Below are 25,863 nucleotides of genomic sequence, written 5' to 3'. Positions count from 1 at the left end.
CAAGCAGAGCCAGCTTGCGCGCAAGCAAGAAGCGTGTGCGCGCGAGCAGCGATCAGTTGCGCGCGATACGCAATCGTCCGCCATCGGACCAGACAGGCCTGCAGACAAGGAAAGGGGACGGAGAGGATCAAGACGGATTAATCACCTCCGCCCCTTCGGTTCCGCATTGCTAGGCGCTTCCCGGGATTCTTTGGAGAAGTGCGCCACATGTGGGGCAGAAGCGATTGTAGTAGCGGATGGGGTGACCATCCGGGCAAGTCAGTTTCTCGAGGAGCCACGGCTGCCTTTGTAGCGACCGAACTGCCCCAAACTCCCAAGCGAACAGTGCAGCTAGCAGCGCATAACTCAGCCCACCAGTCACTTGAGAAGAGATCGTAAGCGCGTGCCAGACGAACATGGCTACAGCAACAACCCCAGCCCACGGCGGGAAGCGGCGGTAGAGCGTGCGAACGGACTCCTGCGTGAAAAACGGCCATTCGCGCTCGATTATCTCGACGCGGATCTGGAGCAATCCGATGCAACTTGAAACGACGAACACTGCGAGGAAGAGGACAACGAAAAGCGTAGAAGGTAGTGCGAAGCCGATGACTGTAGAAAGCTGTGCAATAAGGCATACAAGAAGCAGCCATTTGCAGATGCTTGATACAACTGCTGCTAGCCGAGGAATCGTCATGCGCCCACCACCAGAATTAAGCCGCGCCGCAAAGCGGGGTCGGCTCGAATGAACTGCTAGGTTGCGGGTTCCGAAGGCCGGTCTTCTTCCGGAACCCGCCCGGAGCTTAGAGCATTGAGTACAGACTCGCGATGGGAGGAACCGGGACGGGAGGAACCGGGGCGGAGGAGATTAAACGAATTAATCACCTCCGTCCCCTTTCGGTTCCCTTCTGGTTCGTTGCGGCTTTTTGCTTCCCGTAAGGGCGATTCGATCATTCAGCGCCGTGTAGGGAGCGCGGAGCCGCTCAACCGCACGTGGATAGTCGTCTTTGTTTAGGGCCCCATGACTCTGGTCGAACTCCTTGATCTCATAAATCGATACATCTGTACCGTCGGGAATGAACTCGGCGGCAAGTATTACCTGGTGATCGATGCTGGCGACCTTTCCAATAACCTCGATCATTTTTCTCAGGTTCTTCTCGTCTTGTCCTGACTGTTGCGGGGTATCCACAACGAACGGGAAAACAGGGCAATCGCCATATTCAACGTTGGTTTTGAGCAGTGCCAAATGGGTCGCGAGCATCGATCGAGGGGCAGAGCTGCCGCCCGTCTGAGCTCTCGCGCCTAGCGAGAATTTGAGCATCTGTTCATCGAGCGGAACGTTCAGCGTCGTGGACAACGACTTCAATTGCCCCAGATAGAACTCCCTCACCTGTTTCTCGCGCGCCTTGTTTTCAAAGAGCTTCATCTTGGCCTTGAGTTCGCGCTCACTTGATTCAAGATCGGTGACGACGGCTTGGATATCGAGAGACACGCGCTTAAAAGCTTGGTCCAGCGTCTTCCGGCTTTGCGCGGCGAGGAGTTCGCTCAGGGCCAGATCAGCCTTTCGGTGGGTGGCAGTCTCTTCATAGAGCGCAATCGTCTGCTCAATCTCATTCAAGCTTAGGCGGATGTCTGTTTCCTCAATCCGAAGGGTCTCGGCGCGGCTTTGTAGCTCTGCGACGAGGGCAGACATTGTGTCCGCGTCCTGAGAAAGGTTGAGGCGCGCATGGAACGAGTTTTCATGCTCCGTGCCACAAGTTGGGCATTCGATTGGACCCGCGGGTAGCTCAGAGAGATAGACGATGTCGGCAGTGAGCTCTCGCCGTGCCTCGCCGGCCAGTTGAAGTTCAGTCCGAACCTGTTCACGAGTGGAAACAATCGCAAGTAGCTTTCCTCGTACTTTCGCCTGTTGCTCGTAAGCAATCGCCGCCTGTTGGCCCAGCTGGGCGAGTTCATCCCGAAATATTTTCGGATCGAGAGATGGAACGTCAGTCGGTAGTACGTCTTCAACGCGCCGGAACGCATCGCGCTGAGCATCCAGGTCTCTCTGCCTCTCCCTGAGCTGCGCAGCCACTTCGTCGCGTTTCTGTTTTGCGTCGAAATATGCGTTCGGCCTCAAGCCAATGAATGCTTCGAACGTAGGTATCTTCCAGTTGGAGAACTGCCCTAAGCTTTCGTAAGTGTTCCAAGAGGCGCTCCAGCTGCCATCCTGATCCATATAAAAGGGCAGAGTCAGATACTCGGGTCCCGCTTGATCAAACCGCTTCGTAGTGCCCGGGCGTGAAAGCTTCAAGAGATAACCAAAGAACCCGCCTAGGAACTTGTCCCATTCAGATCGGCGTTGTGAAGCAAAGACGAGTTCATCACCACTAAAGAGACCGAGCTTCGGTCCGCTTCGCAGGACCAAGTAGTCTTTACCGTTGAACTCAAACTCAAGTCCGCCGATAGTTTTCGGATCCCAGCTACCCATATTGCGCTTGGGCGCATCGCACCCGAAGACCCAATAGAGGTTTTTAGCGATTCGTGATTTTCCCGTCCCGTTCGGACCGAGCAGTAGTGTCTTGCTGTGGAAGTCCAGGCGCCGCGCGCTCGTGTCGCGCTGCGATACCAACCAAAGCGTCTTGAAAATCACGCTTCGGTTGCTCATGGCTTAGCCTCAGGTTTCGCACCAGTCGCAATATGGAGTACGTTGACGTCGATTGCATCGTTGATCACCAATAGGGCTACGGCGTTTGCGTATCCAGGCAAAAGCCCACGGAACGCATCCAGATCGATCTTCCTTGCTTCGGCCACCAAGTCGTCCATGATCTTTCCTAGCTTGGCAGTTGGAGAGGCCGCAGAAACTTGCGGCAGAACGGTCGCAAGGGCTGAGACGCAGCCCTTCATTTGGTCATTGGTGCGAGTCACCGCATGAGCCAATACGGTCACGCGCGCGTTCCGAATGTCCTTAACCTGAAGGAACGGGTGGCTTTCCGATTGGAGGACGCTGATGGCCTCGTCCAATACATCGCCAATGCTGGGTTTGGCACCCGCCACTCTAGCTAGTACGTCCAGCGCGTCCTCACGCGTGAGGATGCGCTTCTGCAAGTCCTTGAAGCTTGACGCATAAGAGGTGTTGCCAGCCTTTGCCTGCAGTTCCGAGGCAAGCATACGGGCGGCCGTGGTGGGCATCGGAACAGAAAAAGGAAGGTGACCGTCTTCATAGAGTTCTCCCAGCTTTCCGGCAATAAACAAATGCTGGTCCTTGATGGGTAGCGAAGTTCGATGGAGCGAGAAGTTGGATAAGTCCAAGCTGTCGGCATCGTCTAGACCCAACTGTGCGGCAATTTTTTGCCTGAGAGTTTTCTGTCCTGCCTCGGTTAGCTTTGCGACGTCGCAGTCATCCACTGCCTGCTCCGGCCCATCCTCATCCAACGGCACCTTTACGCTCGCGTTCGTAACGAAGCGAAGCTTGGTCGACTGGCCAAGGAATTCCTGCCGACGGCGATAGAGCTTTGCTAGGGTCGAAGGTTCTTTAGATCCGTCCCGTTTTGCCTTGCCGGAGGCCTGCAACTGCTTGAGTGTCCAGCCGCCTGACTGTTCGTTTTTCTTGACTTGGCAGAACTCGACAGTTGTAGGGGCAGTCGAGGAGTCAAGGATGGCTACATCCTCCTTCACCTCCATGCCGACGGCGAAGTCATCGTTGCTCGCGAGCAGTTCGGCAACCATCAGCGCGCCCCACCACTGCTGAAAGGTGAAACCTAGCGTGGCATTTGCGCCAGTTTTCTCGTCGCCAGGTTTGTCGCGCAGCAGCCGTTCTAGCGCGTCTGGCGTCGGCGTCGCGGGCTGATCCGTCATGCGGCTAAGTCCTATGTCCCCTGCCTCAGGGTAACTTATCAGCTCTAGCTGGCGCAGTGGGGCTGCGGTAACTTGGTAAGTGGATTATTTTCAATTGGTTAGCCATGCGAGGTGGGGCGGCTCGAAAAGCTGAGGTACAGGACTCATACGGACTAAGGGGGAAGCACGATGTCCGGTTGGAGTGACCAGTTCAAGATCACGCATTCGGGACTGAAAGGGGACGAAGAGAATTAGGTCGGATCGGCCATGCATCAGGCCACAGGGATGGAGCCCTCGCATCCGTCCATCCGTAGTCCATATAGGCCGCTTGCGTCGCGGCGGACCAAAAGACAAAGGGCCTGACCTCACGGCCAAGCCCTTCGTTCGCATCTGGTGCCGGAAGTGGGACTCGAACCCACACGCTTTTTAGGGCGGCGGATTTTGAGTCCGCTGCGTCTACCGATTCCGCCATTCCGGCGCGGGGGCGCAGTATAGCGAATCGGCCGCCCGGACCCGCATCAGAACGATAGGCCGCCGTGGCGGGCCATGCCGGCAGCGAGGACCAGGATCAGGCCGATCAGGGCGAACTCGATGTGGACGATGCTGCGCAGGCGCGCGACCTGGGCACGGTCGGGAGTCCAGGCGGCGTTCGCGTGCAGCTGGCGGCGCCAGCGCAGGAAGGCGAGGGTGGGCCACAGCGACAGCGCTGCGGCCAGCACGAAGGCGCCCATCTTGGCGTGAAACCAGGGATTGTGCAGGTAGTAGGCGCTGCCCTTAACGCCGAAGAACAGGCGCGCGCCGCCCGCGAACAGCAGCAGGACGGCGGTGAGGCCGTAGCCGCGATCGATACCGCTCAGCCGCCTCATCACGGCCGCGTCGATGGGTCGCGAGAGCAGCGCCGACTGCACGGCCAGCATGACGATCAGGCCGAATAACAGCAGGTGGTGCAGGCTGGCAAGCAGGAAGTCGGGCAGCATGGGGCGGCGTCCTTCGGCGGGGCAGTGCCGCAGGCTAGCGCACGCGGGCTATGCGGCGCGATCGATCGTCAGCGTTGCCGGGACGCGGCGGTACCACTCGCCATCCTCGGGCTCGAACCGGCAGCACTGGTCCATCCGGCCTTCGTAGATGTGCACCGACACCGCGATGGCATCGTCGCTGCCGTTGTGGATGGTGTGGTACTCGTGCGGCGGGATCAGGCTGCCGGCGCTGCCCGGGCCGGCGCGCATGCCGCCGGCGGCGCGGAAGCGGCTGCGCTCGCCCTCGGTCTCGAGCAGTTCGTACTGGGTGATCTCCAGTTCGCCGTGCCACACGCCTTCCACGCACCACAGGCCGCAGTGGTCGTGCACCGGCGTGCCCTGACCGGGGCCCCAGGTCATGGCGATCACGCTGTAGCCGAGGTCGGGGCTGCGGTAGATCTCGCGGCGGGCGTAGTGGTCGTCGAGTCGTTCGTGCACGCAGTCGGGCAGGCGCACGGCCGGGTCGCGGATCAACTCGCACAGCACGCTGCGCAGGCGCGCGGTCACCGCATGCCCGTCGCCGCTGCGCACGGCCGCGTCGACGGCCGCGATGAAGCGGTCCTGGCCCAGGAAGGGGATGCCGGTCGGGGCGTCGGATGCCATGCCCCATTCTAGACCGTACCGCTTGTAACAATTCAAGGGCCGGCCCCCGGGGCTGGCCCGCGCGCGATCAGAGCGACTGCAGGAAGCCCCTGATCGCCGGCCCGAAGCGGTCCATGTCGACGAGGAAGGCGTCATGCCCCTGCGGCGATTCCAGCCCCACGAAGTGCGCATCGGCGCCGCCCCGGGCCAGGCCCTCGGCGATCTCCTCCTGCTGCTCCACCGGGAACAGGATGTCGGTGCGGGCGCCGATCGCCAGGGCGCGCTCGACCTCGATCCCGGCCAGCGCGGCCATCGCGTCGCCGTCGGCGTATTCGGCCAGGTCGAACCAGTCCATGCAGCGGCTCAGGTAGAGGTAGCTGTTGGGGTCGTAGCGGCGCACGAAGCGGCGGGCGTGGCCTTCCAGATAGCTTTCCACCTGGAACTCGAGGCCGAAGGGGTCGTCGTCGGCCTGGTCCGAATCCAGCCGCACGCGGCCGAAGCGCCCGTCCCACTCCAGCGCGGAGCGATAGGTGATCACACCGAGCTTGCGTGCGATGCGCATGCCCGACTCGGGATAGGTGGCATCGTCGTACCCGCCGTTGTTCCAGTTCGGATCCAGGCGGATGGCCTCGCGCTGCAGCGAGCGCACCGCGATCGAGAACGGCAGCGCGCGCGCACTGCCCGAAACGTTGATGTGGGTGCGCGCCAGGCCGGGATGCCGGTGCAGGAACGCGAGCGCGGTCATCCCGCCCATGGAGTTGCCGATCACGCAGGCCAGCTGCGACAGGCCCAGGCCACGCACGACGTGGGCGGCGCCATCGGCGATGTCCTCGATCGAGACGTCCGGGAAATCCAGGCGGTACAGGGCGCCGGTCGCGGGATCGATCGATGCCGGTCCGGTCGAGCCCTTGCAGCTGCCCAGCGAATTGACGCAGACCACGAACCAGCGCTGCGTGTCGATCGGCTTGCCCGGGCCCAGCATCGCTTCCCACCAGCCCGGCGACGGGTCGGCCTCGCTGGAGGCGGCGTGCGCGTCGGGCGAGAGACCGGTGACGATCAGGATCGCGTTGTCGCGCGCCGCGTTGAGGCTGCCCCAGGTTTCATAGGCGACGCGCGCGCCCTGGAGCGTGCCGCCGCGCTTCATCCGGAACGGGGAGGGCAGGTCGATCCAGCGGGTGGCAGGGGGGATGAACTCGGTCATCCCGGAATTCTAGCGGCATCGCGCCTGGCTCGAAGGCGGGCGCCGCCGAGATGGCGCCTCAGCGCGCCTGCGTCCCGATCACCAGTTCCACCGGCGCATCGGCCGGCAGCTTGACTCGCACCGCAGCCGATTCGATATCGCCTTCGGCGCGGTTCGCGCTGCCGGTGGCCGAGATGCGGGCGACCAGCTCGATGTCGGTCAGCGCGGACAGCTTTGCGGTGGGCATCGGGCTGTCGCCATCGTCGAGCACGATGTCCAGCGGCAGGTCCTGCAGCGCATGGCGCTCCACCGCAACCGGCATCGGCAGGCCGCCGGCGGCGCGGGCGATGACGAAGACGGCGGCATCGCCGCGCAGGCGCACGCGCGCGGCGAAGTCCGGATCGAGCGAGACGCGGACGCGCAGCGCGCCCGCCGGCACCGGCGTGGTGGCGGTTGCAGCCGTTCCCTCGGCCGGTGTGGCCGTCGCGGCCGGGGCTTGCGGCAGCGGCGCCAGCCCGGCGGCGTCCCGCGCCTCGTCGATCTGGATCCGCAGGGCGGCAGCGGTTTCCGCATCGAGCGCGGGCAGCAAGGCCTCCCAGGTGGCCGCGGCCGCGGCATCCTCGCCGCGCTGGCGCTGGACCACGCCGATGAACCATTGCGCACGCTGGTTGCCGGGATCGAGCGCGAGGGCACGCCGCAGCTGCGCCAACGCCTCGTCGTCAAACTGGTTACCGGGCGCGGCCTGGGCGCGGGCCTGGGCGGTTTCGATCAGGAGGTCCGGATCGTCCTGGATGTGTTCCAGCGCCTTCATGAAAGCATCGCGCGCCTTGGCGCGCTCACCCTGCGCTGCGTAGGCGCGGGCCAGCAGGCGCCAGCCCTCGGGCTGCGCGGGATCGCGCTGCAGGGCGGCCTCCAGTTCGGCAATGGCCTGCTCCATGGTCGGCGCGGCCTGCTGCGTCGCCACGGCGGCCGCCGGGTCGAGCGCGGCAGGCGTGCCGACGATGCGGTACAAGGCGAAGGCCAGCACCGGCACCACCAGCACCAAGGCGCCGAACAGGCGCGGGGCCGCGCGCCGCAGCGGGGCGGCGACCAGGGCGGCGGTGGCCAGCGCGACCAGCACCAGCACCACGTACAGCATCGGTCCGCTCACCACTCCTGCTCCTCTTCGGCCGGCAGCGGCCGGCTGCCGCGCGCACGCACGATGCGCACCACCACCACCGCGCCGGCCAGCAGCAGCACGCCGGGCGCCAGCCACAGCAGGGCGGTATGGCCGGCGAAGCGCGGGCGGTACAGCACGAACTCGCCGTAGCGCTCGACCAGGAAGACGCGGATCTCCTCGTCGCTGCGCCCGCTGCGCATGAGGTCGAAGACCTCGCGCCGCAGGTCGTGCGCGATCTGGGCGTTGGAGTCGGCCAGCGACTGGTTCTGGCACATCACGCAGCGCAGTTCGGCGACCAGCGCATGGAAGCGGCGCGCCTCATCGGCGTCGCGGAACTCCAGCGGCTTGGCGTCGCGCACCGCCTGCGCGGCGACGAGGCCCGGCACTGCCAGCAGGGCCGCCAGCAGCAGGACGCAGCCGCGGCGCAGCAGCGCGCTCATGGCGCCACCCCGAGCCGGTCGAGCACGGGCGCCAGGCTCTCGGCGATCACCTTGTCGTCCACCGGACCCACGTGCTTCCAGCGCACGATGCCCTCGGCATCGACCAGGAAGGTCTCCGGCGCGCCGTAGATGCCCCAGTCGATCGCCTTGCGGCCTTCATAGTCCACCAGCACCAGCCAGTAGGGATTGCCGAACTGCTCGAGCCAGCGCATCGCATCGGCGTGCTCGTCCTTCCAGTTGTAGCCGACCACGCGCACGCGCTTGCTCTCCGCGAAACGCGTGATCACCGGATGCTCCACACGGCAGCCCGGGCACCAGCTGCCCCAGACATTGAGCAGGTAGGGTTGGCCCCGCAGATCCTGCGAGGACACGAGCCGCCCGGGCTCGTGCAGCACCGGCAGCGAGAACTCCGGTGCCGGCTTGCCGATCAGCGGCGAGGGCAGGGCTTCGCGGTCGGCGCGGTCGGACACCAGCACGCCGTACAGCAGCAGGCCCACCAGGCCGAAGAACACCAGGCCGATCACGACGGCCGACATCGAACGGGAACGCGCCATCAGCCTTCACCTCCGCGCGCGGATACGCCAGCGGCGCTACCTTCCACGCCATCGCCATCCACGCCACCGCCGGCCGCGCGTTCCGCCGCGTCGCCGCGACGGCCGCCGACCCTGCGGAAGCGCTTGTCGAGCGCGGTCACGAAACCGCCGAGCGCCATCAGGAACGCGCCGGCCCAGATCCAGCGCACCAGCGGCTTGATCTGCAGGCGCACGGCCCAGGCGTCGCCGCCCAGCGGTTCGCCCAGGGCGACGAACACGTCGGCCATCACCCCGGCGTGGATCGCGGCGTCGGTCATCACCTGTCCGCCGGAGGCGTAGGCGCGCTTTTCCGGATGCATCAGCGCCAGCGGACGATCGTTGCGGAACGCCTGCACCAGGCCGCGGTCGGCCATGTAATTCGGCCCGGGCACGCGCTCGACGCCGTCGAAGCGGAACGCATAACGTCCGATCTCCACCGTCTGGCCCGGCGTCATCGCCACCTCGCGCTCCACCAGCTGCGCTTCCACCAGCAGCGCGCCGGCCAGGAATACCGCCAGGCCGGCATGCCCGAGCACCATGCCAAGCATTTCCGGGGTGAAGGTGCGACCGGCGGCGCGTACGCGGCTCCAGACGAAGCGCGCCGTGCCCAGCGCCACCCAGGCCGCGGCGAACACGCCGGCGGCGGTCTTGAGCGGACCCTGCGGCGCCACGAACCAGCCGACCACGCCCAGCAACAGCGCAAGACCCAGCCAGGGCAGCAGCATCGCCAGGGGCTTGGACGCCTGCTCCTGCTGCCAGCGCGTCAGCGGGCCCAGCGGCACCAGCAGCACCAGCGGCGCCATCAGCACGATGAACAGGGTACCGAAGTAGGGCGGCCCCACCGACACCTTGCCCAGCTCGAGCGCGTCGGCCAGCAGCGGATAGAGCGTGCCCAGCAGCACCATCGCGCAGGCGGCGGTGAGCAGCAGGTTGTTGACCAGCAGCAGGGTCTCGCGCGAGGACGCGGCGAACGGACGTCCGTCGGGCAGGCGCGGTGCGCGCAGCACGTACAGCAGCAGCGCGCCGCCGATCACCGCCGCCAGGAAGGCGAGGATGAACAGGCCACGCGAAGGATCGGCCGCGAACGAATGCACGCTGGTCAGCACGCCCGAGCGCACCAGGAAGGCGCCCAGCAGCGACAGCGAGAATGTGGCGATGGCCAGCAGCAAGGTCCAGCCGCCGAAGCTGCCGCGCTTCTCGGTGACCGCCTGCGAGTGGATCAGCGCCGCGCCGGCCAGCCAGGGCATGAAGCTGGCGTTCTCCACAGGGTCCCAGAACCACCAGCCGCCCCAGCCCAGCTCGTAGTAGGCCCACCACGAGCCGAGCGCGATGCCGATGGTCAGGAAGCCCCAGGCGACGTTGGTCCAGGGCCGCGTCCAGCGCTGCCAGCGCGCATCGACCTTGCCTTCCAGCAGGGCGGCGATGGCGAAGGCGAACGGCACCACGAAGCCGATGTAGCCGATGTACAGCATCGGGGGATGGATGATCATCCCCGGGTCCTGCAGCAGCGGATTGAGGTCGTGGCCTTCCAGCGGCGCGGGCAGCAGGCGCTCGAAGGGATTGGAGGTGAAGATCATGAAGGACAGGAAGCCGATGGCGACCAGCCCGATCACGCCCAGCACCCGCGCCGACACCACCTCGGGCAGGGCGCGCGACCACAGCGCCACCGCCGCGTTCCACACGCCGAGCATCAGCACCCACAGCAGCAGCGAGCCCTCGTGCGAACCCCAGACCGCGGTGTAGCGGTACACCATCGGCAGCAGGGTGTTGGAGTTGTTGGCCACGTACAGGACCGAGAAGTCCTGCTGGACGAAGGCCAGCGTCAGCGCCGCATAGGCGAAGCCGAGCAGCAGCAGCTGGGCATAGGCGGCCGGCCGCGCGACCCTCATCCAGGCCGGGCGGTTGCCCGCGGCGCCGGCCAGCGGCAGCGCCGCCTGCAGCAGCGCCGCGATCAGGGCGAGGACGAGCGCGATCTGGCCAAGTTCGGGAAGCACCTAGGGATTCGCCTCTGCAGTCATGTCGTGCGCCTGGATGCCGCGCCGGAAAGGCGGGGCGTCATGTCGAAACCGGTGCGCCATCTGGCCGGCGCCGGAGCGCACCGGGCCCTGCACCGGCAACGCGCCACGGAACGACGGGTACGCCGTGTGCAGTGCGGATACGCAGCGACCGGTCAATTCGCGGTCTCCGCCTGCGCGCCTGTTTCGACGTTGTGCTTGCTGTGCGCGAGGCCCATCTTGTCGGCGACCTCCTTGGGCACGTAGGTCTCGTCGTGCTTGGCCAGCACGTCCTCGGCCACGAAGCGGTCGCCCTCCATGCGCCCGGTGGCGACCACCGCCTGGCCCTCGCGGAACAGGTCGGGCAGGATCTTGTCGTAGACCACATCCAGCTGGGCGTCGCCGTCGGTGACGCGGAAGTGGCTGCGCAGCGAGCCTTCCTCGCGCCGGAACGAGCCGGCCTCGACCATGCCGCCAAGGCGGAAGCGCGCTTCGCCCGAGGACACCGCCGCGCCCGCGCTGCCACCGAGGATTTCGTTGGGCGTGTACAGGTAGGCGACATTGCGCTGGAGCGCGAACGCGACCAGGGTCGCGGCGAGCGAGGCCGCGGCCAACAGCGCGACCACGAACCAGAGACGGCGACGGCGGACGGGATTCATCGTTTCAGCTCCTGCGCATCGGTCTGCGCGCGGGCGGCGTCGCGGCGCGCCAGCAGGCGGACGGCACGCAACACCTGGGCGATGCGGATGCGCGGGGCGACGAAGTCCCACAGCAGCACCGCGACGAACACGGCATAGGCCGCGATGACATAGCCGGCGTAGCTCATCGGGCGGCTCCGGCGTTGCGGCGCACCCAGTCCTTGCCGGCCTCGCGCTGCAGGTTGTCTGCGCGCGCGCGGGCCAGCAGCGAACCGATCGCCCAGAACTTGGTGCCGATGACCATCCAGATCAGCGGCGGCAGCATGCTGGCGTCCATCGAGGATTCGCCGAACACGCGGATGGTCTGGCCCTGGTGCAGCGAATTCCACCACACCACCGAGTAGCGGATGATCGGCAGCATCACCACGCCCACGATCGCCAGCAGCGAGGCGGCGCGCGCCGCGGCGCGGCGGTCCTCGATCGCCGCGTACAGGCCGATCACGCCGAAATACAGGAACAGCAGCACCAGTTGCGAGGTCAGGCGCGGGTCCCAGTCCCACCAGGTGCCCCACATCGGCTTGCCCCAGATGCTGCCGGTGGCCAGGGTAATGAAGGTGAACGCGGCGCCGATCGGCGCGCAGGCCATGGCCAGGATCTCGCACAGCTTGATCCGCCAGACCAGCCCGATGGCGCCGTACAGCGCCATCAGCGCGAACATCGCCATGCTCATCCACGCGGCCGGCACATGGATGTACAGGATGCGGAAGCTGTCGCCCTGCTGGTAATCGGCCGGGACCACGAACAGCCCCAGGTACATGCCCACCGCCATGGTCGCCAGGCCGAGGCCGAAGCCCCAGCGCGCCCAGCGCGCGGCGAAGCGGTCGAAATAGGGAGGCGACCCGAGCTGGTGGAACCAGCGCACCACCGGGTTCATGTTGGACATCGGGCTCTTGCTCGCTGGAGGAGGGGCCGCGGGGCGGCAGGAGGCCGGGCTGGCCGCCGGCATCCTTGGCTAAGTGTCTATTTTTTCAGACTCGGCCGACGCGGCCAAGCCTTGCGGGTGGACAGGATGCCCCATGCAGGGGCGCCGGGGGCGCCCGGCGCGGGACTATTGCGATGCGATCCGGATCGCCGTCGCCGCTGTCACAGGCGCCAGCACCAGCGCCAGCGCCAGTCCGGCGCCGAGCAGCAGCAGGCCACCGGCCGGGTCCTGGCCCTGGGCGGCCTGCGCCACGCTGCCGGCACCGAACACCAGGACCGGCACGTACAGCGGCAGCGCCAGCAGCGCCAGCAGCACGCCGGCCCGGCGCATGCCCACGGTCAGCGCCGAGACCACCGCTCCCAGCAGGCTCAGCAGCGGCGTGCCGAGGCCCAGCGCCAGCAGCAGCACCGGCCACAGGCTGCGCGGCAGGTACATCAGCTCGGCCAGCAGCGGCACCGCCACCAGCAGCGGCGCGGCCGTGGTGAGCCAGTGCATCAGGGTGCGCACCAGCACCAGCCAGGCCAGGGGGACCGGCGCCAGCCGCCACTGTTCCAGCGAACCGTCCTCGGCATCGCCCCGGAACAGCGTGTCCAGCGCCAACAGGCCCGACAGCAGGACTGCCACCCACAGCACGCCCGGTGCGGCGCGCGACAGCAGCTCGCGCTCGCTGCCCATCGCCAGCGCGAACAGCACCACCACCAGGATCGCGAACAGCGCCGGCTGCAGCGCATCGCCACGGCGGCGCCACAGCAGGCGCAGGTCGCGGCGCACCAGGGCGCGCGCGGCGGTGGCCAGGCCGGGCGTGGCCGTCGGGCCGCTCATGCCGGCACCGCCGCGCCGAGTTCGAGCAGGCGGGTGCGCACGGGTGGGGCCGCATAGGCGCCATGGGTGGTGACCAGGGCACCGCCACCCTCGTCCAGGTGCGCCCGCACCATGCGGTTGACCAGTTCGATGCCGGGCAGGTCGAGGTTGGCGTAGGGTTCGTCGAGCAGCCACAGCGGCGCCGGCGACAGCCAGAGCCGCGCCAGCGACAGGCGCTTGCGCTGCCCGGCCGACAGCGTGCGCGCGGCGGCGTCCTCGTAGCCGGCCAGCCCGACGATCGCCAGCGCCTCTTCCGGAGACAGCGAGAGCCGGCGCCCCAGCAGCCCGCACAGATAGTCGAGGTTCTCCAGCGCGGACAGGTCGCCCTTGAGGCCGGGCAGGTGGCCGAGGTAGGCCAGGCTGCCTGCGCGCGCGGCGGGACCGGCGGAACGGCCGCCAAGGCGGATGTCGCCGCGCTCGCCATCGAGCAGGCCCGCCAGCAGGCGCAGCAGGGTGGTCTTGCCGGCCCCGTTGCCGCCCTGGACAAGCAGCGCTTCGCCGCGCTCGACGCGGAAATCCAGCGGGCCGAACACGGGCAGGTCGTTGCGGTCGAAGCTCAGGCCGCGCACGTCGAGCAGCGGCGCGGCGGCGGAAGGGGTCTCGGGCATCAGGCGCGCTTCGGCCGAAGACCGGCCATCGCGCTCATTCTACTAGCCAGTCGACGAAGCGGTCGTCGTCGTCGAGCTCGGCGGGCCGGCGCGCATCCATGCGCAGGCGCACCGGAGCGCCCGCCGGCCACCACAGCGCGCCGAGCTGCTCGAAGCGTCGCGACAGTGCGTCGTAGCCGGCCGCGTCCATGTCCATCACCAGCCAGCCCGGCTCGCGCCAGCTGCGGTTGCGCGCCGAGGAGAAGGCGGGAAGGTACTGGTGGCCGGTGGCGTCGAGCGTCTCGCACAGCAGCTGGTCCGCCTGCCGGTTCTCCACGGCGGCGCGTTCGATCGAGTAGGGATTCCAGGCCGATACCAGGCCGAAAGACCGTGCGTGCGGATATGCCAGTTCCAGCCCGGGCGCGGGCAGGCCGATGCTGATGTCGTGCCAGTCGCCTTCGCGCTGCCAGCGATATTCCGCGGCCAGGTAGGCGCGCAGCAGCAGCGCAAGACGCGCGTCATCGGGGGCTGGCTGCGTCGACATCGGCGACAAGGTTTAACCGATCGGGGCCGGACCGTAAACTGCCGGATCTCCCGCCCGCGCCGTGGATGGACGTTCGATGTTGCAAAGCAAGCTGCCGAAGGTCGGCACCACCATCTTTACCGTGATGTCGCAGCTGGCGCAGGAACATGCGGCAGTCAACCTCGGCCAGGGATTTCCCGACTTCGACGTGCCGGCACGGCTGGTGGAGGAGCTCGACCGGGCCATGCGCGCCGGCCACAACCAGTATGCGCCGATGACCGGCGTGCCGGCGCTGCGCCAGGCCATCGCCGCCAAGAGCGCGCGCGTCTATGGCCATCGCCCGGAGCCGGACGCCGAGGTCACGGTGACCAGCGGCGCCACCGAGGCCATCTTCAACGCCATCCACGCCGTGGTACGGGCGGGCGACGAGGTGGTGGTGCTCGACCCCTGCTACGACTGCTACGAGCCCGCCATCGACCTGGCCGGCGCGCGCGCGGTGCACGTGCCGCTGGACCCGGCCAGCTTCGCGCCCGACTGGCAGCGGGTGCGCGAGGCGATCGGCCCGCGCACGCGCCTGCTGATGATCAACAGCCCGCACAATCCGTCCGGGGCCATGCTCTCGGCCGAGGACATGCGCGAGCTGGCGTCGATCCTGGACGGCAGCGGCATCTACCTGCTCTCGGACGAGGTCTACGAGCACATCGTATTTGACGGGGCCCGGCACGAATCGGTGCTGCGCCACCCGGAGCTGCGCCAGCGCGCCTTCGTGGTGTCCAGCTTCGGCAAGACCTACCACTGCACCGGCTGGAAGGTGGGCTACTGCATCGCGCCGCCGGCATTGACCGCCGAGTTCCGCAAGGTGCACCAGTACAACGTGTTCTGCACCTTCGCCCCGGCCCAGCATGCCTTCGCCGCGATGCTGGAGGCCGAGCCGGAGCACTACGAACAGCTGGGCGCGTTCTACCAGGCCAAGCGCGACCGCTTCCGAGAGCAGCTCGCCACTACCCGGCTGCAGCCGCTGCCGGTACCCGGCGGCTATTTCCAGCTGGTGGACTATTCGGCCGTGAGCGACCTGGACGACGCGGCGTTCTGCCGCTGGCTCACGGTGGAGAAGGGGGTGGCCGCGATCCCGCTCTCGCCGTTCTACGACGCGCCGCCCGCGGGCCAGCGCCTGGCCCGCCTGTGCTTCGCCAAGAACGAGGCCACGCTCGACGCCGCCATCGAGCGCCTGCAGCGCCTCTAGGTTTCCGCGCCATAGGGACCGCCTACCCAAGCAGGTGCGGCTTGGATAGGCTGGACGCATGAACGACCTTCGCATTTCCCTGGTCCAGGGCGCGACCCTGTGGCACGACCCCGCGGGCAACCGCGACTACTACGGCCGGCTGATCGCGCCGCTGCGTGGCACCACCGACGTGGTGCTGCTGCCTGAAACTTTCACCTCCGGTTTTTCCAACGACGCCATCGGCAACGCCGAGACCATGGACGGCCCGACCGTGGAGTGGATGCATGCGCAGGCGCAGCGCCTGGACGCGGCCATCTGCGGCAGCGTGCAGCTGCGCGTGGACGGGGACGTGTTCAACCGCCTGTTGTGGGCCACGCCGGACGGGGGCCTGGCGCATTACGACAAGCGCCACCTGTTCCGCTACGCGCGCGAGCACGAACGCTACGCCGCCGGCCGCGACCGCCTGACCGTGGAGTGGAAGGGCTGGCGGATCTGCCCGCTGGTCTGCTACGACCTGCGCTTCCCGGTGTACTCGCGCAACCGCTACGACGTCGAGCGCCCCGGCGCGCCGGACTACGACCTGCTCATCTATATCGCCAACTGGCCCTCGGCGCGGGCCCATGCCTGGAAGACCCTGCTGCGCGCCCGCGCGATCGAGAACCTCTGCTATGTCGCCGGGCTCAACCGGGTCGGCACCGACGGCAGCGGGCTGCACTACTCGGGCGACAGCGCGGTGATCGACTTCCTGGGCCAGGCCGCCAGCGAGTGCACGGATGCCGAAGTGGTGTCGACCACGACCCTGCTGGCGTCCGAGCTGGCGGCGCACCGCGAACGCTTCCCGGCGATGCTCGACAGCGACGCGTTCGAACTGCGCTGACGGCCGGCCATTCCGGGACAGGCACACCCGCCGCTTGCGCGGGACCATCAGATCGTCCCGGGCTCCCGGCACCCACGCCAGGGTCACCGCCCGCCGCGCGGCCGTGCGTGGAAGTAGATGCGCTCGGCGGCCCAGCGCAGCGGCGGGGTGCCGAGCAGCAGGTCGAAGGGCCAGTCCCGTTGCAGGTGGTCGAAGGCCCAGCGCAGCAGCCGCTTGCCGCGATAGCGCGGCGCGGCGCGGGCGGCCAGGCGTGCAGGATCCGGGCCGTCATCGCGCAGATGCGCCGCGATCGCCCGTCCCACCGCTTCGCCGTGCCGCCACGCCGAATGGATGCCACCCGCCGTCACCGGCGAGACGATGCCGGCGGCGTCGCCGGTCAGGATCACGCCTGGCGCGGACAAGGGCCGCACCGGTCCACCGCACGGGATCAGGCCGGCACGGGTGGCGGTTGGCTGCAGCGCCGGATCCAGGCCGAGGCGTTCGCCGACGCGCCGGCGGAACGCGGCGATATCGGGCACGCCCGCGCGGTCGTCGCCATGCCGGAACGCCAGCCCCATCTGCACGCCGCGCGGGTTCTGCGCGGCCCAGCCGATGTAGCCCGGCGCAAGCCCGCGGTCGATGAAGCAGTGCAGCCGCCCGGGTTCGGCCAGCGTGGCGCCGTCGAACTCGTGCTCCACGCCGTACAGGAACGCGCGCACGCGGCCCAGTCCGGCGCGCATCGCCACCCGCGACTTGGCGCCATCGGCGCCCACCAGCCAGCGGCAGCCGCCGAGGCCGGCCACCTGCCAGCCGGCACCGTCGCGGCGCGCATCGGTGAACGACTGCATCAGCCGCAGCTCGACGCCGGCGCGCTCGAGTTCGCCTGCCAGCCAGCGCATCACCTCCGGCGTATCGGTCGCCAGGAAGTAGTAGTCGCGCCGCTGCAGCGCCATGCTGCGCAGGTTTGGCGCATACAGGCGTACGCCTTCGATGCGCCGGACCAGCGCGGGCGGGATCCCGGCCAGCGCGGTGCCCTCGGCGGCCTCACGCACGATGATGCCGGTGGTATGCAGGCGCATGCCCGGATCGCGCTTGCGCTCGAGCACGCACACGCGCAGCCCGGCCCGGCGTGCCGCCAGCGCGCAGGCCGCGCCTGCGAAGCTCGCGCCCACTATCACCACATCCCACTCCAGCTGCATCCGCGCTTCTCCGCCGCAGGTCGCGCACAGCCTGGCGTGGCGGGATGTGCGGGACGGGGAGCCGGGGTGAAGCGGGAATGAAGCGGGCGCGGATCAGCCCGCCGCGCGCTCGCCCAGCAGCTGGTTCACCGACTGCGCCAGCACGACGATCTTCCCGGCCTCGTTGCGGGCCTCGGCATGGATGTGCAGCGTGTTGCGGGTGCGCTCGACCAGCCAGGCGCGGCAGGTGATGCTGGCATCGTCCGGGGTGACCGGGCGCAGGTACTGGGTGTCCAGGCTGGCCGTGGCGCTGGGCGGCGCCACCAGGAACGAGAACGGACCGATGGTGTTGTCGAGTGCGGCGACGATGAAGCCGCCCTGCATGTTGCCCAGCGGGTTGCGGTAGCGCGGCAGCACCGGGAAGCGCATGCGCAGCGCACGCCCCTCTTCGTAGTCGACCAGTTCGCCCTGCATGTCCAGCAGGCAGGGGGGCGGCACCAGGCCATGCAGGCCGGGCGGGAGGCGCTCGCGGATCAGGGCGGACGGGTCGGGGGTCGAGTCAGGCATCGGACGGGCCGGGACAGCGGATCATCGATGTTAAACGCGGCCCGGCTTCGGAACATTCCTACGCCGCGCTGCGCCGCAACCCGATGCCCGACGGTCCGGCTGCCGGGGCACGCTGGCGGCCATCTCCCCCGGGGCAGAGACCATGGAAGGTCCACGCGGCGATCCGGCCCATCGGGCCCCGTTCGGTCCGGCGGTCGCCGCCAGCCTCTTGCTCGGCGTGCTGGCCTGCGCGCGGCTGCCGGCTCTGCCGCCGGCCCTCGTCCTGGCGCCGCTGGCCTTGTCCGGCCTCTGGGCGTGGTGGCGCTTCGACGACTGGCGGCGCCCGGCCGGCGCGCTGGCGCTCGGCTTCGCCCTGTTCGGCCTGCACGCGGCCGGCGTGCTGGCGCGGCAGCTCCCGCCGGCGCTGGAGCGCGGCGACTTCGCCCTCGAGGGCAGGGTGGTGCAGTTGCCCCAACACGAGCCCAGGCGCACGCGCTTCCTGTTCCGGGTGGCGCACGACCCCGGCCAGCCCGCGGCCCTGCGTGGCAAGCTGCTGCGGCTGTCCTGGTACGACGATCGCGATGGCGCGCCGTCACCCCGGCAGGAGCTCGTGCCCGGCAGCCGCTGGCAGCTGACGGCGCGTCTCCGGGCGCCGCGCGGCCTGCGCAACCCGGGCTGGTACGACGGCGAACGGCATGCGCTGGCGGCGCGGCTGGCGGCGACCGGCTACGTGCGGACCTCCGACCCGTGGCGGCGCCTGGACGGCGCCTCGGGTGTCGACGGCTGGCGCGATGGCATGGCCAGGCGGATCGACGCCGCGCTGGCGCGGCCGACCTCGCGCTTCGTGCGGGCGCTGGCGCTGGGCGATACGCGGGCGCTGGACGATCTGGACTGGGAAGTCCTGCGTGCCACCGGCCTGACCCATCTGATCGCGATCTCGGGCTTCCATGTCGGCCTGGTGGCCGGCTTCTTCGCGCTCACGATCGCCGGCCTGTGGTGGCTGCTGCCCGGCCTCGGTCGCTGGCTGCCGCGCCCACAGGCGGCCGCCTGCGGCGCGCTGCTCGGCGCGGCGGGCTATGCGGCCGTCGCCGGCTTCGCCCTGCCGACTGTGCGCACCGTGCTGATGATCGCGGTGGTGGTGCTGGCGCGGCTGTGGCGACGCCCGATGGGGGTGGTGGATTCGCTGGCGCTGGCGGCGCTGGCGCTGCTGCTGCTGCTCGATCCGCTGTCGGTACTGGCGGCCGGGTTCTGGCTCAGCTTTGCCGGCGTGGCCTGGCTGGCCTGGTGCCTGCCAGGCGCCCATGCCCAGCCGCTCTGGCGCGGCTTCCTGTCGGCGCAGTGGGTGGCCACGCTCGGCCTGCTGCCGCTGACGGCGGTCCTGTTCGGCCAGGCCTCGCTGGCCGGGCCGCTGGCCAACCTGGTCGCCATCCCCTGGTGGAGCCTGGTGGTGGTGCCGCTGGCACTGGTGGGCACCGGCCTGGAGGCGCTGTCGACGGGCTGGGGCGGCCCGGCCTGGCGGCTGTCGGCCTGGTGCTTCGATCTGTCCTGGCCGCTGTTCGAGCGACTGGCGGCTGGCCGCCTGGCGCTGTGGTGGCTGCCGGAGGCCCACTGGCTGGCGCTGCCGCTGGCGCTGCTGGGGGCGTTCTGGCTGCTGCTGCCGCGCGGGGTCCCGGGCAAGGCGCTGGCGCCGCTGCTGTTCCTGCCCCTGCTGTGGCCGGAGCGCGGGCTGCCGGCGCCAGGTCGCTTCGAACTGGTGGTGCTGGACGTGGGGCAGGGCACCTCGGTGCTGGTCCGGACCGCCGGGCATGCGCTGCTCTACGACGCGGGCCCGGCATTGCCGGAAGGCTTCGACGCGGGCGAGCGGGTGGTGGCCCCGGCCCTGCATGCGCTGGGGGTGCGCCGGCTGGATGCGGTGGTGGTCAGCCACGGCGATGCCGACCACGCCGGCGGCCTGGACGCGGTGCTGCGCAGGTTCCCTGCCGTTCCGGTGTTCGCCGCGCGCGACGCCGGTATCGCCGCGGCGGCGCCCTGCCTGGCGGGCAGCACATGGGCGTTCGACGGCGTCCGCTTCTCTTTCCTGCATCCGCACCTGCATTTCCCCGCCATGCGCAACGAGTCGAGCTGCGTGCTGCGGATCGAGTCGGCGCAGGGCTCGGCCCTGCTGGCCGGCGACATCGGCGCGGTGGTCGAACGCATGCTGGTGCACGACCAGGCCGGGTCGCTGCGCAGCGACGTGGTCCTGCTGGCGCACCACGGCAGCGACAAGTCCTCCGATCCGGCCTTCGTGGCCGCCGCGCAGGCGCGGATGGCGGTCGCCTCGACCGGCCACGGCAACCGCTTCGGCCACCCGCATCCACGGGTCATGCAGCGCTGGCGCGATGCCGGCGCGATCACCGCCGATACCGCGCGCGATGGCGCCATCCGCATCCGCATCAGTGACCAGCCGCACATCGAACGGCACCGCAGCCGCCATCCGCGCCTCTGGGACTCGGTGCGCAGGGCCGACGCGGAGCGTTGAGCGGGCTATCCTATCGGCCGTTGCTGGGGCAGGCCCGCGGGCCGGAGGAAGAGCGTGCTTGAACTGGTGAAGGCCGGCGGCTGGCCGATGCTGCCGCTGTTGCTGCTCTCGGCGGTGGGGCTGGCGATCATCGTCGAACGGTTCTGGGCGCTGCGGCGCAGCGCGGTGCTGCCGCCGGGCCTGGGGCAGGAAGTCCGCACCTGGGCCGCGCGTGGCCGGCTCGACCCCAGCCATATCGACTCGCTGCGCCGCAACTCGCCGCTGGGCGAACTGCTGGCCGCGGCCCTGGACGTGCGCCACCGCCCGCGCGAGGAGATCCGCGAGCGGGTGGAGGACGTGGGCCGCCACATCGCCCACCGCATGGAACGCTTCCTCAATGCGCTGGGCACCATCGCCGGCGCCGGCCCGCTGCTGGGCCTGTTCGGTACCGTGGTCGGCATGATCCAGATGTTCCTGGGGGTGATGGACCACGGCGTGGGCGATGTGAACCAGCTGGCCGGCGGCATCGGCAAGGCGCTGGTCTGCGCCGCCGCGGGCATGGTGGTCGCGGTGCCGGCGCTGATCTTCCATCGCTGGTTCCGCGCCCGCATCGACGGCTACATCGTCGACATGGAGCACGAGGCCATCCAGTTGATGGACGTGATCGACCCGCGCGCCCGCGCCGCGGCCGCGGCCATGGCCGCCTGGCCGCAGGGCGAGGGCCAGCCCGCCGCGCAGCCGGCGCAGGGTTGAGCGCATGCGGATCCGCGACCGCAGGGCCGAGGACGTGCCCGAGATCAACCTGGTGCCGCTGATCGACGTGATCCTGGTGCTGATCATCTTCTTCGTGATCACCACCACCTTCGACGCGCGCTCGGTGCTCAAGCTCGAGCTGCCGCGCGCAGACGGCCAGGCCAACACCCAGACCGATTCGCTGAGCCTGCTGATCAATGCCGAGGGCCGCTATTTCGTCGGCGACCGCGAGGCGCTGCGCACCGACGTCGAGTCGCTCAAGCGCACCATCGTCGAGGTCGCCGGCGACGACCGCGAGCGCACCGTGCTGCTGCGTGCCGATGCGCGCACGCCGTGGCAGGCGGTGGTCACGGCCTACGACGCGCTGGGCCAGCTCGGCTTCACCCGCATCGCCAACGCGACCGCGCCCGAGCAGGCGCCGGCGCCCTGATCCCATGAGCGATTCCTCCCGCACCACCGAGAGCCAGGGCGCCTGGCCGATCTACCGGCGCCTCCTCGGCCACGCCTGGGTGTACTGGCCGTTCCTGCTGGTCGCGATGGCGGCGATGATCGTCGAGGCGCTGGCCGGCGCGGCCTTCGTCTGGCTGATGGAACCGCTGACCAACGACGGCTTCGTCGATCCCAAGCCGGACATGGCGATCGTGCTGCCGCTGGCGATCGTCGGCCTGTTCGTGCTGCGCGGCCTGGCCACCTTCGCCACCGACTACGGCATGGCGCGCGTCGGCCGCAGCGTGGTGCGCGACCTGCGCGAGCTGGTGCTGGGCAAGTACCTGCGGCTGCCCAGCACGCGTTTCGACACCGAGGCGGTGCCGGCGATGGTCAGCCGGCTCAACTTCGATACCGAGCAGGTCACCCAGGCCAGCTCGGACGCGCTCAAGGCCATCCTCACCGACGGGCTCACCATCGCCTTCCTGTTCGGCCTGATGCTCTGGACCAGCGTCAAGGTGACCCTGGCGATGATCCTCATCGCGCCGCTGATCGGCGTGCTGGTCTGGTACGTGGGCGGGCGCTACCGGCGCATCAGTCGCGGCATCCAGGACGGCATGGGCGCGCTGGCGGCCAGCGCCGAGCAGTCGCTGGCGGCGCAGCAGGACGTCAAGGTGTACGGCGCGCAAATTTTCGAGCGCAGCCGCTATTCGAGCTTCGCCAACCGCATCCTGCGGCTGAACATGAAGGTCGAGACCACGCGCGCGATGTCCTCGGCCCTGGTCCAGATCCTGGCCGCGCTGGCGCTGGCGGCGATCGTCTGGGTCTCGGTGCACGAGGCGCTCGAGGGCCGGCTCAATCCCGGCGAGTTCGTGCAGCTGATGACCGCGATGATGGGCATCATTCCTTCGCTGCGCCGGATCACCAACGTACAGAGCGTGATCGGCCGCGGCGTGGCGGCGGCCGAGCGCCTGTTCGGGGTGCTGGACTCGGACGAGGAGCGCGATGCGGGCGCGGTGCCGCTGGCGCGCGCGCGCGGCGAACTGGTGTTCGACAACGTCTCGCTGCGCTACGAGCGCGACGAAGTGCGCCACGCCCTGGAGGGGATCAGCTTCACCGCGGCGCCGGGCACCGTGACCGCGATCGTCGGTCGCTCGGGCAGCGGCAAGACCAGCCTGGTGCGGCTGGTACCGCGCTTCTACGAGCCGAGTTCGGGCGCGATCAGGCTCGATGGCGTGCCGCTCGACCAGTACCGCCTGTCTGACCTGCGCCGCCAGATCGCCCTGGTGGGGCAGCGCGTGATGCTGTTCGACGACAGCGTCGCGGCCAACATCGCCTACGCCGCGGAAGCGACGCCCGAGGCCCTGCGCGCCGCCGCCGAGGCGGCCAATGCCTGGGAGTTCATCGAGCGCCTGCCGCAGGGCATGGACACGCCGATCGGCGAGAACGGCTCGATGCTGTCCGGCGGCCAGCGCCAGCGCCTGGCGATCGCGCGCGCGATCCTGCGCGACGCGCCGATCCTGATCCTGGACGAGGCCACGGCGGCGCTCGACACCGAATCCGAGCGCCTGGTGCAGGACGCGCTCACCCGGCTCATGCCCGACCGCACCACCCTGGTGATCGCGCACCGGCTGTCGACCATCGAACACGCCGACCAGGTGCTGGTGCTCGACCAGGGCCGGCTGGTGGAGCAGGGCACCCATGCCGAACTGCTGGCGCGGGGCGGTCTGTACGCGCACCTGCACCGGATGCAGTTCCGCGAGGGCGGCGAAGCGTGAGCCGAGGCGGCCCGAAGGTCCCTGCCTATTGGTACGGCGAGGCGGACGCGCCGATCCACGCACGCGCGCTGGCGGGCCTCTATGGCGCGCTTGCCGGTCTGCGCCGCGACCTCTACCGGCGGGGCCTGCTGCGCGCGCGCCACCCGGGCTGCCCGGTGCTGGTGGTCGGCAACCTGGTGGCCGGCGGCAGCGGCAAGACGCCGCTGACCATCGCCCTGGTCGAGCGGCTGCGCGCGGCCGGATGGACGCCCGGCGTGGCCAGCCGCGGCTACGGCCGCAGCGAAGCGGGCAAGCCCGCCTGGGTGCAGGCCGACACCGATCCGGCGCTGGGCGGCGACGAACCGGTGCTGATCGCGGCGCGCACCGGCGCGCCCGTGCGCGTCGATGCGGACCGCCACGCGGCCGCGCTGGCGCTGCACGCGGCCGGCTGCGACCTGGTGGTCTGCGACGACGGCCTGCAGCACTACCGGCTGGCGCGCGATCTCGAGGTGGAAGTGATCGATGGCCGGCGCCGCTACGGCAACGGCCGCCTGCTGCCCGCGGGGCCGTTGCGCGAGCCTCCGGCGCGCGGCGAGGCCTGCCAGTTCCGCGTGCTCAACGTCGGCAGCGATCCGGACCTGGCCGCCGGCTTCGGCGAATGGCCGATGTGGCTGGAGCCCGGACAGGCACGTCCGCTGACCGGCGGCCGGCCGAGGTCGCTGGCCTCCTTCGCGGGACAGCGCGTGCATGCGGTCGCCGGAATCGGCGATCCGGAGCGCTTTTTCTCGATGCTGCGCGGCCATGGGATCGCCGTGGTCCCGCATGCCTTTCCCGACCATCACCGCTATGCCGCGGACGATCTGCGCTTCGGCAGCGACCTGCCGGTGCTGCTGACCGAAAAGGACGCGGTGAAGTGCGCCGCTTTCGCCGGCGACCGCTGGTGCAGCGTCGGCATCGACGCGCGCCTGCCCGAAGCGTTCTGGATCGCGCTGCTCGGCAGGCTGTCGTCCCTCAGGCCCGAACCCAGGCAGGCTCCATGACCCCACCGGATTTCGTCGTCGCCATTCCCGCCCGCCATGCCGCTACCCGTCTGCCCGGCAAGCCGCTGCGCCTGCTCGCCGGCGAGCCGCTGGTCCTGCATGTGGCGCGGCGCGCCCTGGCCGCCGGCGCGCGCGAGGTCTGGGTGGCGGCCGACGACGAACGCATCGCCCAGGCGCTCGAGGGCAGCGGCGTGCGGGTGGCGATGACCCGCAGCGACCACCAGTCCGGCACGGACCGCCTCGCCGAGTGCGCCGACATCGCCGGCTGGGTCGACGACACGCTGGTGGTCAACCTGCAGGGCGACGAACCCTTCGCGCCGGCGTCGGGCATCCGCCGGGTGGCCGAGCTGCTCGCCGACGGCCACGCCGCCATGGCCACCCTGGCCGAGCCGATCGCCGAGCCTCCGGTGCTGTTCGATCCCAATACGGTCAAGGTGGTGATCGCCGACACCGGCCACGCCCTGTATTTCAGCCGCGCGCCGATCCCTTGGCACCGGGACGCGTTCGCGCGCGAGGGAACGGTGACCGTGGCCGGCGAATGGCTGCGCCACATCGGCATCTACGCCTATCGCGCCGGCTTCCTGCGGCGCTTCTCGCAGATGCCGCCGGGCAGGCTGGAGCAGATCGAATCGCTGGAACAGCTGCGCGTGCTGCAGGCGGGCTGGCCGATCGCGGTGGCGCTGGCGCCCGAGCCGTTCCCGCAGGGCGTGGACACGCCGGAAGACCTGGCCCGGGCCGAGGCGATCCTGGAGGCTGGCCGTGGCTGAACCGTTGCGCCTGCTGGTGGTCTGCCTGGGCAACATCTGCCGCTCGCCGCTGGCCGAAGGGGTGCTGCGCCGGCGGCTGGAGGATGCAGGCCTCGACCACCGCGTGGAACTGGATTCGGCCGGAACGGGCGACTGGCATGTCGGCCAGCCGCCGGATCCGCGCACCATCGCCAACGCCGCCCGGCACGGGGTCGACCTGACCCTGCTGCGCGCGCGCCAGCTGCACGCCGCCGACTACCGCCATTTCGACTGGTTGCTGTGCGCCGACAGCTGCAACCTGGCCGACGTGCGCGCGCGTGCGCCCGCCGACGCCACCGCGCGCAGCGCCCTGCTGCTGGAATGGGCCGGCCTGGGGCAGGGCGCGGAGGTGCCCGATCCCTACACGGGCGGCCCGGAAGCCTTCGAACACGTGTGGACCTTGATGGATCGCGCCGCCGGCGCCATCGTCACGCGCCTGGCCGACCGTACCGCACGGATTGACGCATAATCGTCCGC

Annotated in this window: 25 protein-coding genes, 1 tRNA gene and 1 pseudogene; 9 read left to right on the top strand and 18 right to left on the bottom strand. The window is 69.4% G+C overall.

Annotated features, from left to right (window positions below):
• Positions 1 to 853 precede the first annotated feature (853 nt).
• The 16 genes and pseudogenes from ACQYVW_RS01175 to ACQYVW_RS01100 all read right to left on the bottom strand — a co-directional run bounded on the left by ACQYVW_RS01175 (position 854) and on the right by ACQYVW_RS01100 (position 14,347).
• Complete coding sequence (locus ACQYVW_RS01175) at positions 854 to 2,623, bottom strand: P-loop NTPase family protein (protein ID WP_434945772.1); 1,770 nt, start codon at positions 2,621 to 2,623, stop codon at positions 854 to 856.
• On the bottom strand, positions 2,620 to 3,813 hold the full coding sequence (locus ACQYVW_RS01170; RefSeq protein WP_434945771.1) for a dsDNA nuclease domain-containing protein: 1,194 nt from the start codon (positions 3,811 to 3,813) through the stop codon (positions 2,620 to 2,622). Before ACQYVW_RS01170 ends, ACQYVW_RS01175 begins: the two co-directional genes overlap by 4 nt.
• Positions 3,814 to 4,183: 370 nt before the next feature.
• Positions 4,184 to 4,270 (bottom strand) — tRNA-Leu (locus ACQYVW_RS01165).
• A gap of 40 nt (positions 4,271 to 4,310) precedes the next feature.
• A complete protein-coding gene (locus tag ACQYVW_RS01160; protein WP_434945770.1) occupies positions 4,311 to 4,769 on the bottom strand; it encodes a DUF2214 family protein in 459 nt (152 codons plus the stop codon).
• 48 nt (positions 4,770 to 4,817) lie between these two features.
• Complete coding sequence (locus ACQYVW_RS01155; protein WP_434945769.1) at positions 4,818 to 5,411, bottom strand: cysteine dioxygenase family protein; 594 nt, start codon at positions 5,409 to 5,411, stop codon at positions 4,818 to 4,820.
• A gap of 67 nt (positions 5,412 to 5,478) precedes the next feature.
• Complete coding sequence (gene metX, locus ACQYVW_RS01150; RefSeq protein ID WP_434945768.1) at positions 5,479 to 6,591, bottom strand: homoserine O-acetyltransferase MetX; 1,113 nt, start codon at positions 6,589 to 6,591, stop codon at positions 5,479 to 5,481.
• 58 nt (positions 6,592 to 6,649) lie between these two features.
• The gene (locus tag ACQYVW_RS01145; RefSeq protein WP_434945767.1) at positions 6,650 to 7,720 is read right to left on the bottom strand and encodes a tetratricopeptide repeat protein; all 1,071 of its coding nucleotides are present in this window, start codon (positions 7,718 to 7,720) and stop codon (positions 6,650 to 6,652) included.
• Positions 7,717 to 8,169, bottom strand: coding sequence for a cytochrome c-type biogenesis protein (locus ACQYVW_RS01140; RefSeq protein ID WP_434945766.1), 453 nt, complete (start codon positions 8,167 to 8,169; stop codon positions 7,717 to 7,719). The genes ACQYVW_RS01145 and ACQYVW_RS01140 overlap by 4 nt, the downstream gene beginning before the upstream one ends.
• On the bottom strand, positions 8,166 to 8,723 hold the full coding sequence (locus ACQYVW_RS01135; RefSeq protein WP_434936414.1) for a DsbE family thiol:disulfide interchange protein: 558 nt from the start codon (positions 8,721 to 8,723) through the stop codon (positions 8,166 to 8,168). The genes ACQYVW_RS01140 and ACQYVW_RS01135 overlap by 4 nt, the downstream gene beginning before the upstream one ends.
• Before the next feature lie 110 nt (positions 8,724 to 8,833).
• Positions 8,834 to 10,735 (bottom strand): annotated as a pseudogene (locus ACQYVW_RS01130) (heme lyase CcmF/NrfE family subunit); the annotation flags it as partial.
• A gap of 176 nt (positions 10,736 to 10,911) precedes the next feature.
• Positions 10,912 to 11,394 carry a cytochrome c maturation protein CcmE gene (gene ccmE / locus ACQYVW_RS01125; protein ID WP_434945765.1) on the bottom strand — a complete coding sequence of 161 codons (483 nt, stop codon included), beginning with the start codon at positions 11,392 to 11,394 and terminating at the stop codon, positions 10,912 to 10,914.
• Complete coding sequence (gene ccmD / locus ACQYVW_RS01120; RefSeq protein WP_434936410.1) at positions 11,391 to 11,561, bottom strand: heme exporter protein CcmD; 171 nt, start codon at positions 11,559 to 11,561, stop codon at positions 11,391 to 11,393. Before ccmD ends, ccmE begins: the two co-directional genes overlap by 4 nt.
• The gene (gene ccmC / locus ACQYVW_RS01115; RefSeq protein WP_434936418.1) at positions 11,558 to 12,307 is read right to left on the bottom strand and encodes a heme ABC transporter permease CcmC; all 750 of its coding nucleotides are present in this window, start codon (positions 12,305 to 12,307) and stop codon (positions 11,558 to 11,560) included. The genes ccmD and ccmC overlap by 4 nt, the downstream gene beginning before the upstream one ends.
• 174 nt (positions 12,308 to 12,481) lie before the next feature.
• The gene (ccmB, locus tag ACQYVW_RS01110; RefSeq protein WP_434945764.1) at positions 12,482 to 13,177 is read right to left on the bottom strand and encodes a heme exporter protein CcmB; all 696 of its coding nucleotides are present in this window, start codon (positions 13,175 to 13,177) and stop codon (positions 12,482 to 12,484) included.
• Positions 13,174 to 13,824: a heme ABC exporter ATP-binding protein CcmA gene (gene ccmA / locus ACQYVW_RS01105; RefSeq protein WP_434945763.1), complete on the bottom strand. Its 651-nt coding sequence runs from the start codon at positions 13,822 to 13,824 to the stop codon at positions 13,174 to 13,176. The genes ccmB and ccmA overlap by 4 nt, the downstream gene beginning before the upstream one ends.
• Positions 13,825 to 13,858: 34 nt before the next feature.
• Positions 13,859 to 14,347, bottom strand: coding sequence for a DUF3293 domain-containing protein (locus ACQYVW_RS01100; protein ID WP_434945762.1), 489 nt, complete (start codon positions 14,345 to 14,347; stop codon positions 13,859 to 13,861).
• A gap of 76 nt (positions 14,348 to 14,423) precedes the next feature.
• On the opposite strand from ACQYVW_RS01100, the gene ACQYVW_RS01095 reads away from it, so the two are divergent.
• Together ACQYVW_RS01095 and ACQYVW_RS01090 are read left to right on the top strand one after the other, a co-directional pair.
• The gene (locus ACQYVW_RS01095; protein ID WP_434945761.1) at positions 14,424 to 15,569 is read left to right on the top strand and encodes a pyridoxal phosphate-dependent aminotransferase; all 1,146 of its coding nucleotides are present in this window, start codon (positions 14,424 to 14,426) and stop codon (positions 15,567 to 15,569) included.
• 58 nt (positions 15,570 to 15,627) lie between these two features.
• Positions 15,628 to 16,425: an amidohydrolase gene (locus tag ACQYVW_RS01090; protein WP_434945760.1), complete on the top strand. Its 798-nt coding sequence runs from the start codon at positions 15,628 to 15,630 to the stop codon at positions 16,423 to 16,425.
• A gap of 83 nt (positions 16,426 to 16,508) precedes the next feature.
• On the opposite strand, the gene ACQYVW_RS01085 is transcribed toward ACQYVW_RS01090, so the two are convergent.
• Together ACQYVW_RS01085 and ACQYVW_RS01080 are read right to left on the bottom strand one after the other, a co-directional pair.
• Complete coding sequence (locus ACQYVW_RS01085) at positions 16,509 to 17,603, bottom strand: NAD(P)/FAD-dependent oxidoreductase (protein ID WP_434945759.1); 1,095 nt, start codon at positions 17,601 to 17,603, stop codon at positions 16,509 to 16,511.
• A gap of 93 nt (positions 17,604 to 17,696) precedes the next feature.
• On the bottom strand, positions 17,697 to 18,149 hold the full coding sequence (locus ACQYVW_RS01080) for a PaaI family thioesterase (protein ID WP_434945758.1): 453 nt from the start codon (positions 18,147 to 18,149) through the stop codon (positions 17,697 to 17,699).
• Positions 18,150 to 18,291: 142 nt separating this feature from the next.
• Here ACQYVW_RS01080 and ACQYVW_RS01075 point away from each other — a divergent pair, with 142 nt between their 5' ends.
• The 7 genes from ACQYVW_RS01075 to ACQYVW_RS01045 are packed head-to-tail and all read left to right on the top strand — an operon-like array spanning position 18,292 to position 25,855.
• Positions 18,292 to 20,646 carry a DNA internalization-related competence protein ComEC/Rec2 gene (locus ACQYVW_RS01075; protein ID WP_434945757.1) on the top strand — a complete coding sequence of 785 codons (2,355 nt, stop codon included), beginning with the start codon at positions 18,292 to 18,294 and terminating at the stop codon, positions 20,644 to 20,646.
• A 54-nt stretch (positions 20,647 to 20,700) separates the two neighbouring features.
• Positions 20,701 to 21,378 (top strand): MotA/TolQ/ExbB proton channel family protein, encoded by a 678-nt coding sequence (locus ACQYVW_RS01070; protein WP_434933112.1) that lies wholly within the window; start codon positions 20,701 to 20,703, stop codon positions 21,376 to 21,378.
• Between the two features lie 4 nt (positions 21,379 to 21,382).
• Entirely contained in the window at positions 21,383 to 21,808 is a 426-nt protein-coding gene (locus ACQYVW_RS01065; RefSeq protein WP_434933113.1) for an ExbD/TolR family protein, read from the top strand.
• Between the two features lie 4 nt (positions 21,809 to 21,812).
• Positions 21,813 to 23,582 carry a lipid A export permease/ATP-binding protein MsbA gene (gene msbA / locus ACQYVW_RS01060; protein ID WP_434933115.1) on the top strand — a complete coding sequence of 590 codons (1,770 nt, stop codon included), beginning with the start codon at positions 21,813 to 21,815 and terminating at the stop codon, positions 23,580 to 23,582.
• Positions 23,579 to 24,601, top strand: a complete 1,023-nt coding sequence (lpxK, locus tag ACQYVW_RS01055; protein WP_434945756.1) for a tetraacyldisaccharide 4'-kinase — start codon at positions 23,579 to 23,581, stop codon at positions 24,599 to 24,601. Before msbA ends, lpxK begins: the two co-directional genes overlap by 4 nt.
• Positions 24,598 to 25,368, top strand: coding sequence for a 3-deoxy-manno-octulosonate cytidylyltransferase (gene kdsB, locus ACQYVW_RS01050; protein WP_434945755.1), 771 nt, complete (start codon positions 24,598 to 24,600; stop codon positions 25,366 to 25,368). Before lpxK ends, kdsB begins: the two co-directional genes overlap by 4 nt.
• A gap of 4 nt (positions 25,369 to 25,372) precedes the next feature.
• Positions 25,373 to 25,855, top strand: a complete 483-nt coding sequence (locus ACQYVW_RS01045) for a low molecular weight protein-tyrosine-phosphatase (RefSeq protein WP_434933152.1) — start codon at positions 25,373 to 25,375, stop codon at positions 25,853 to 25,855.
• The last annotated feature ends 8 nt before the right edge of the window (positions 25,856 to 25,863 follow it).

The sequence above is a fragment of the Luteimonas campi genome (assembly GCF_051162505.1).
Taxonomy (GTDB): Bacteria; Pseudomonadota; Gammaproteobacteria; order Xanthomonadales; family Xanthomonadaceae; genus Luteimonas.
This window is presented reverse-complemented; position numbering and strand designations above follow the sequence as displayed.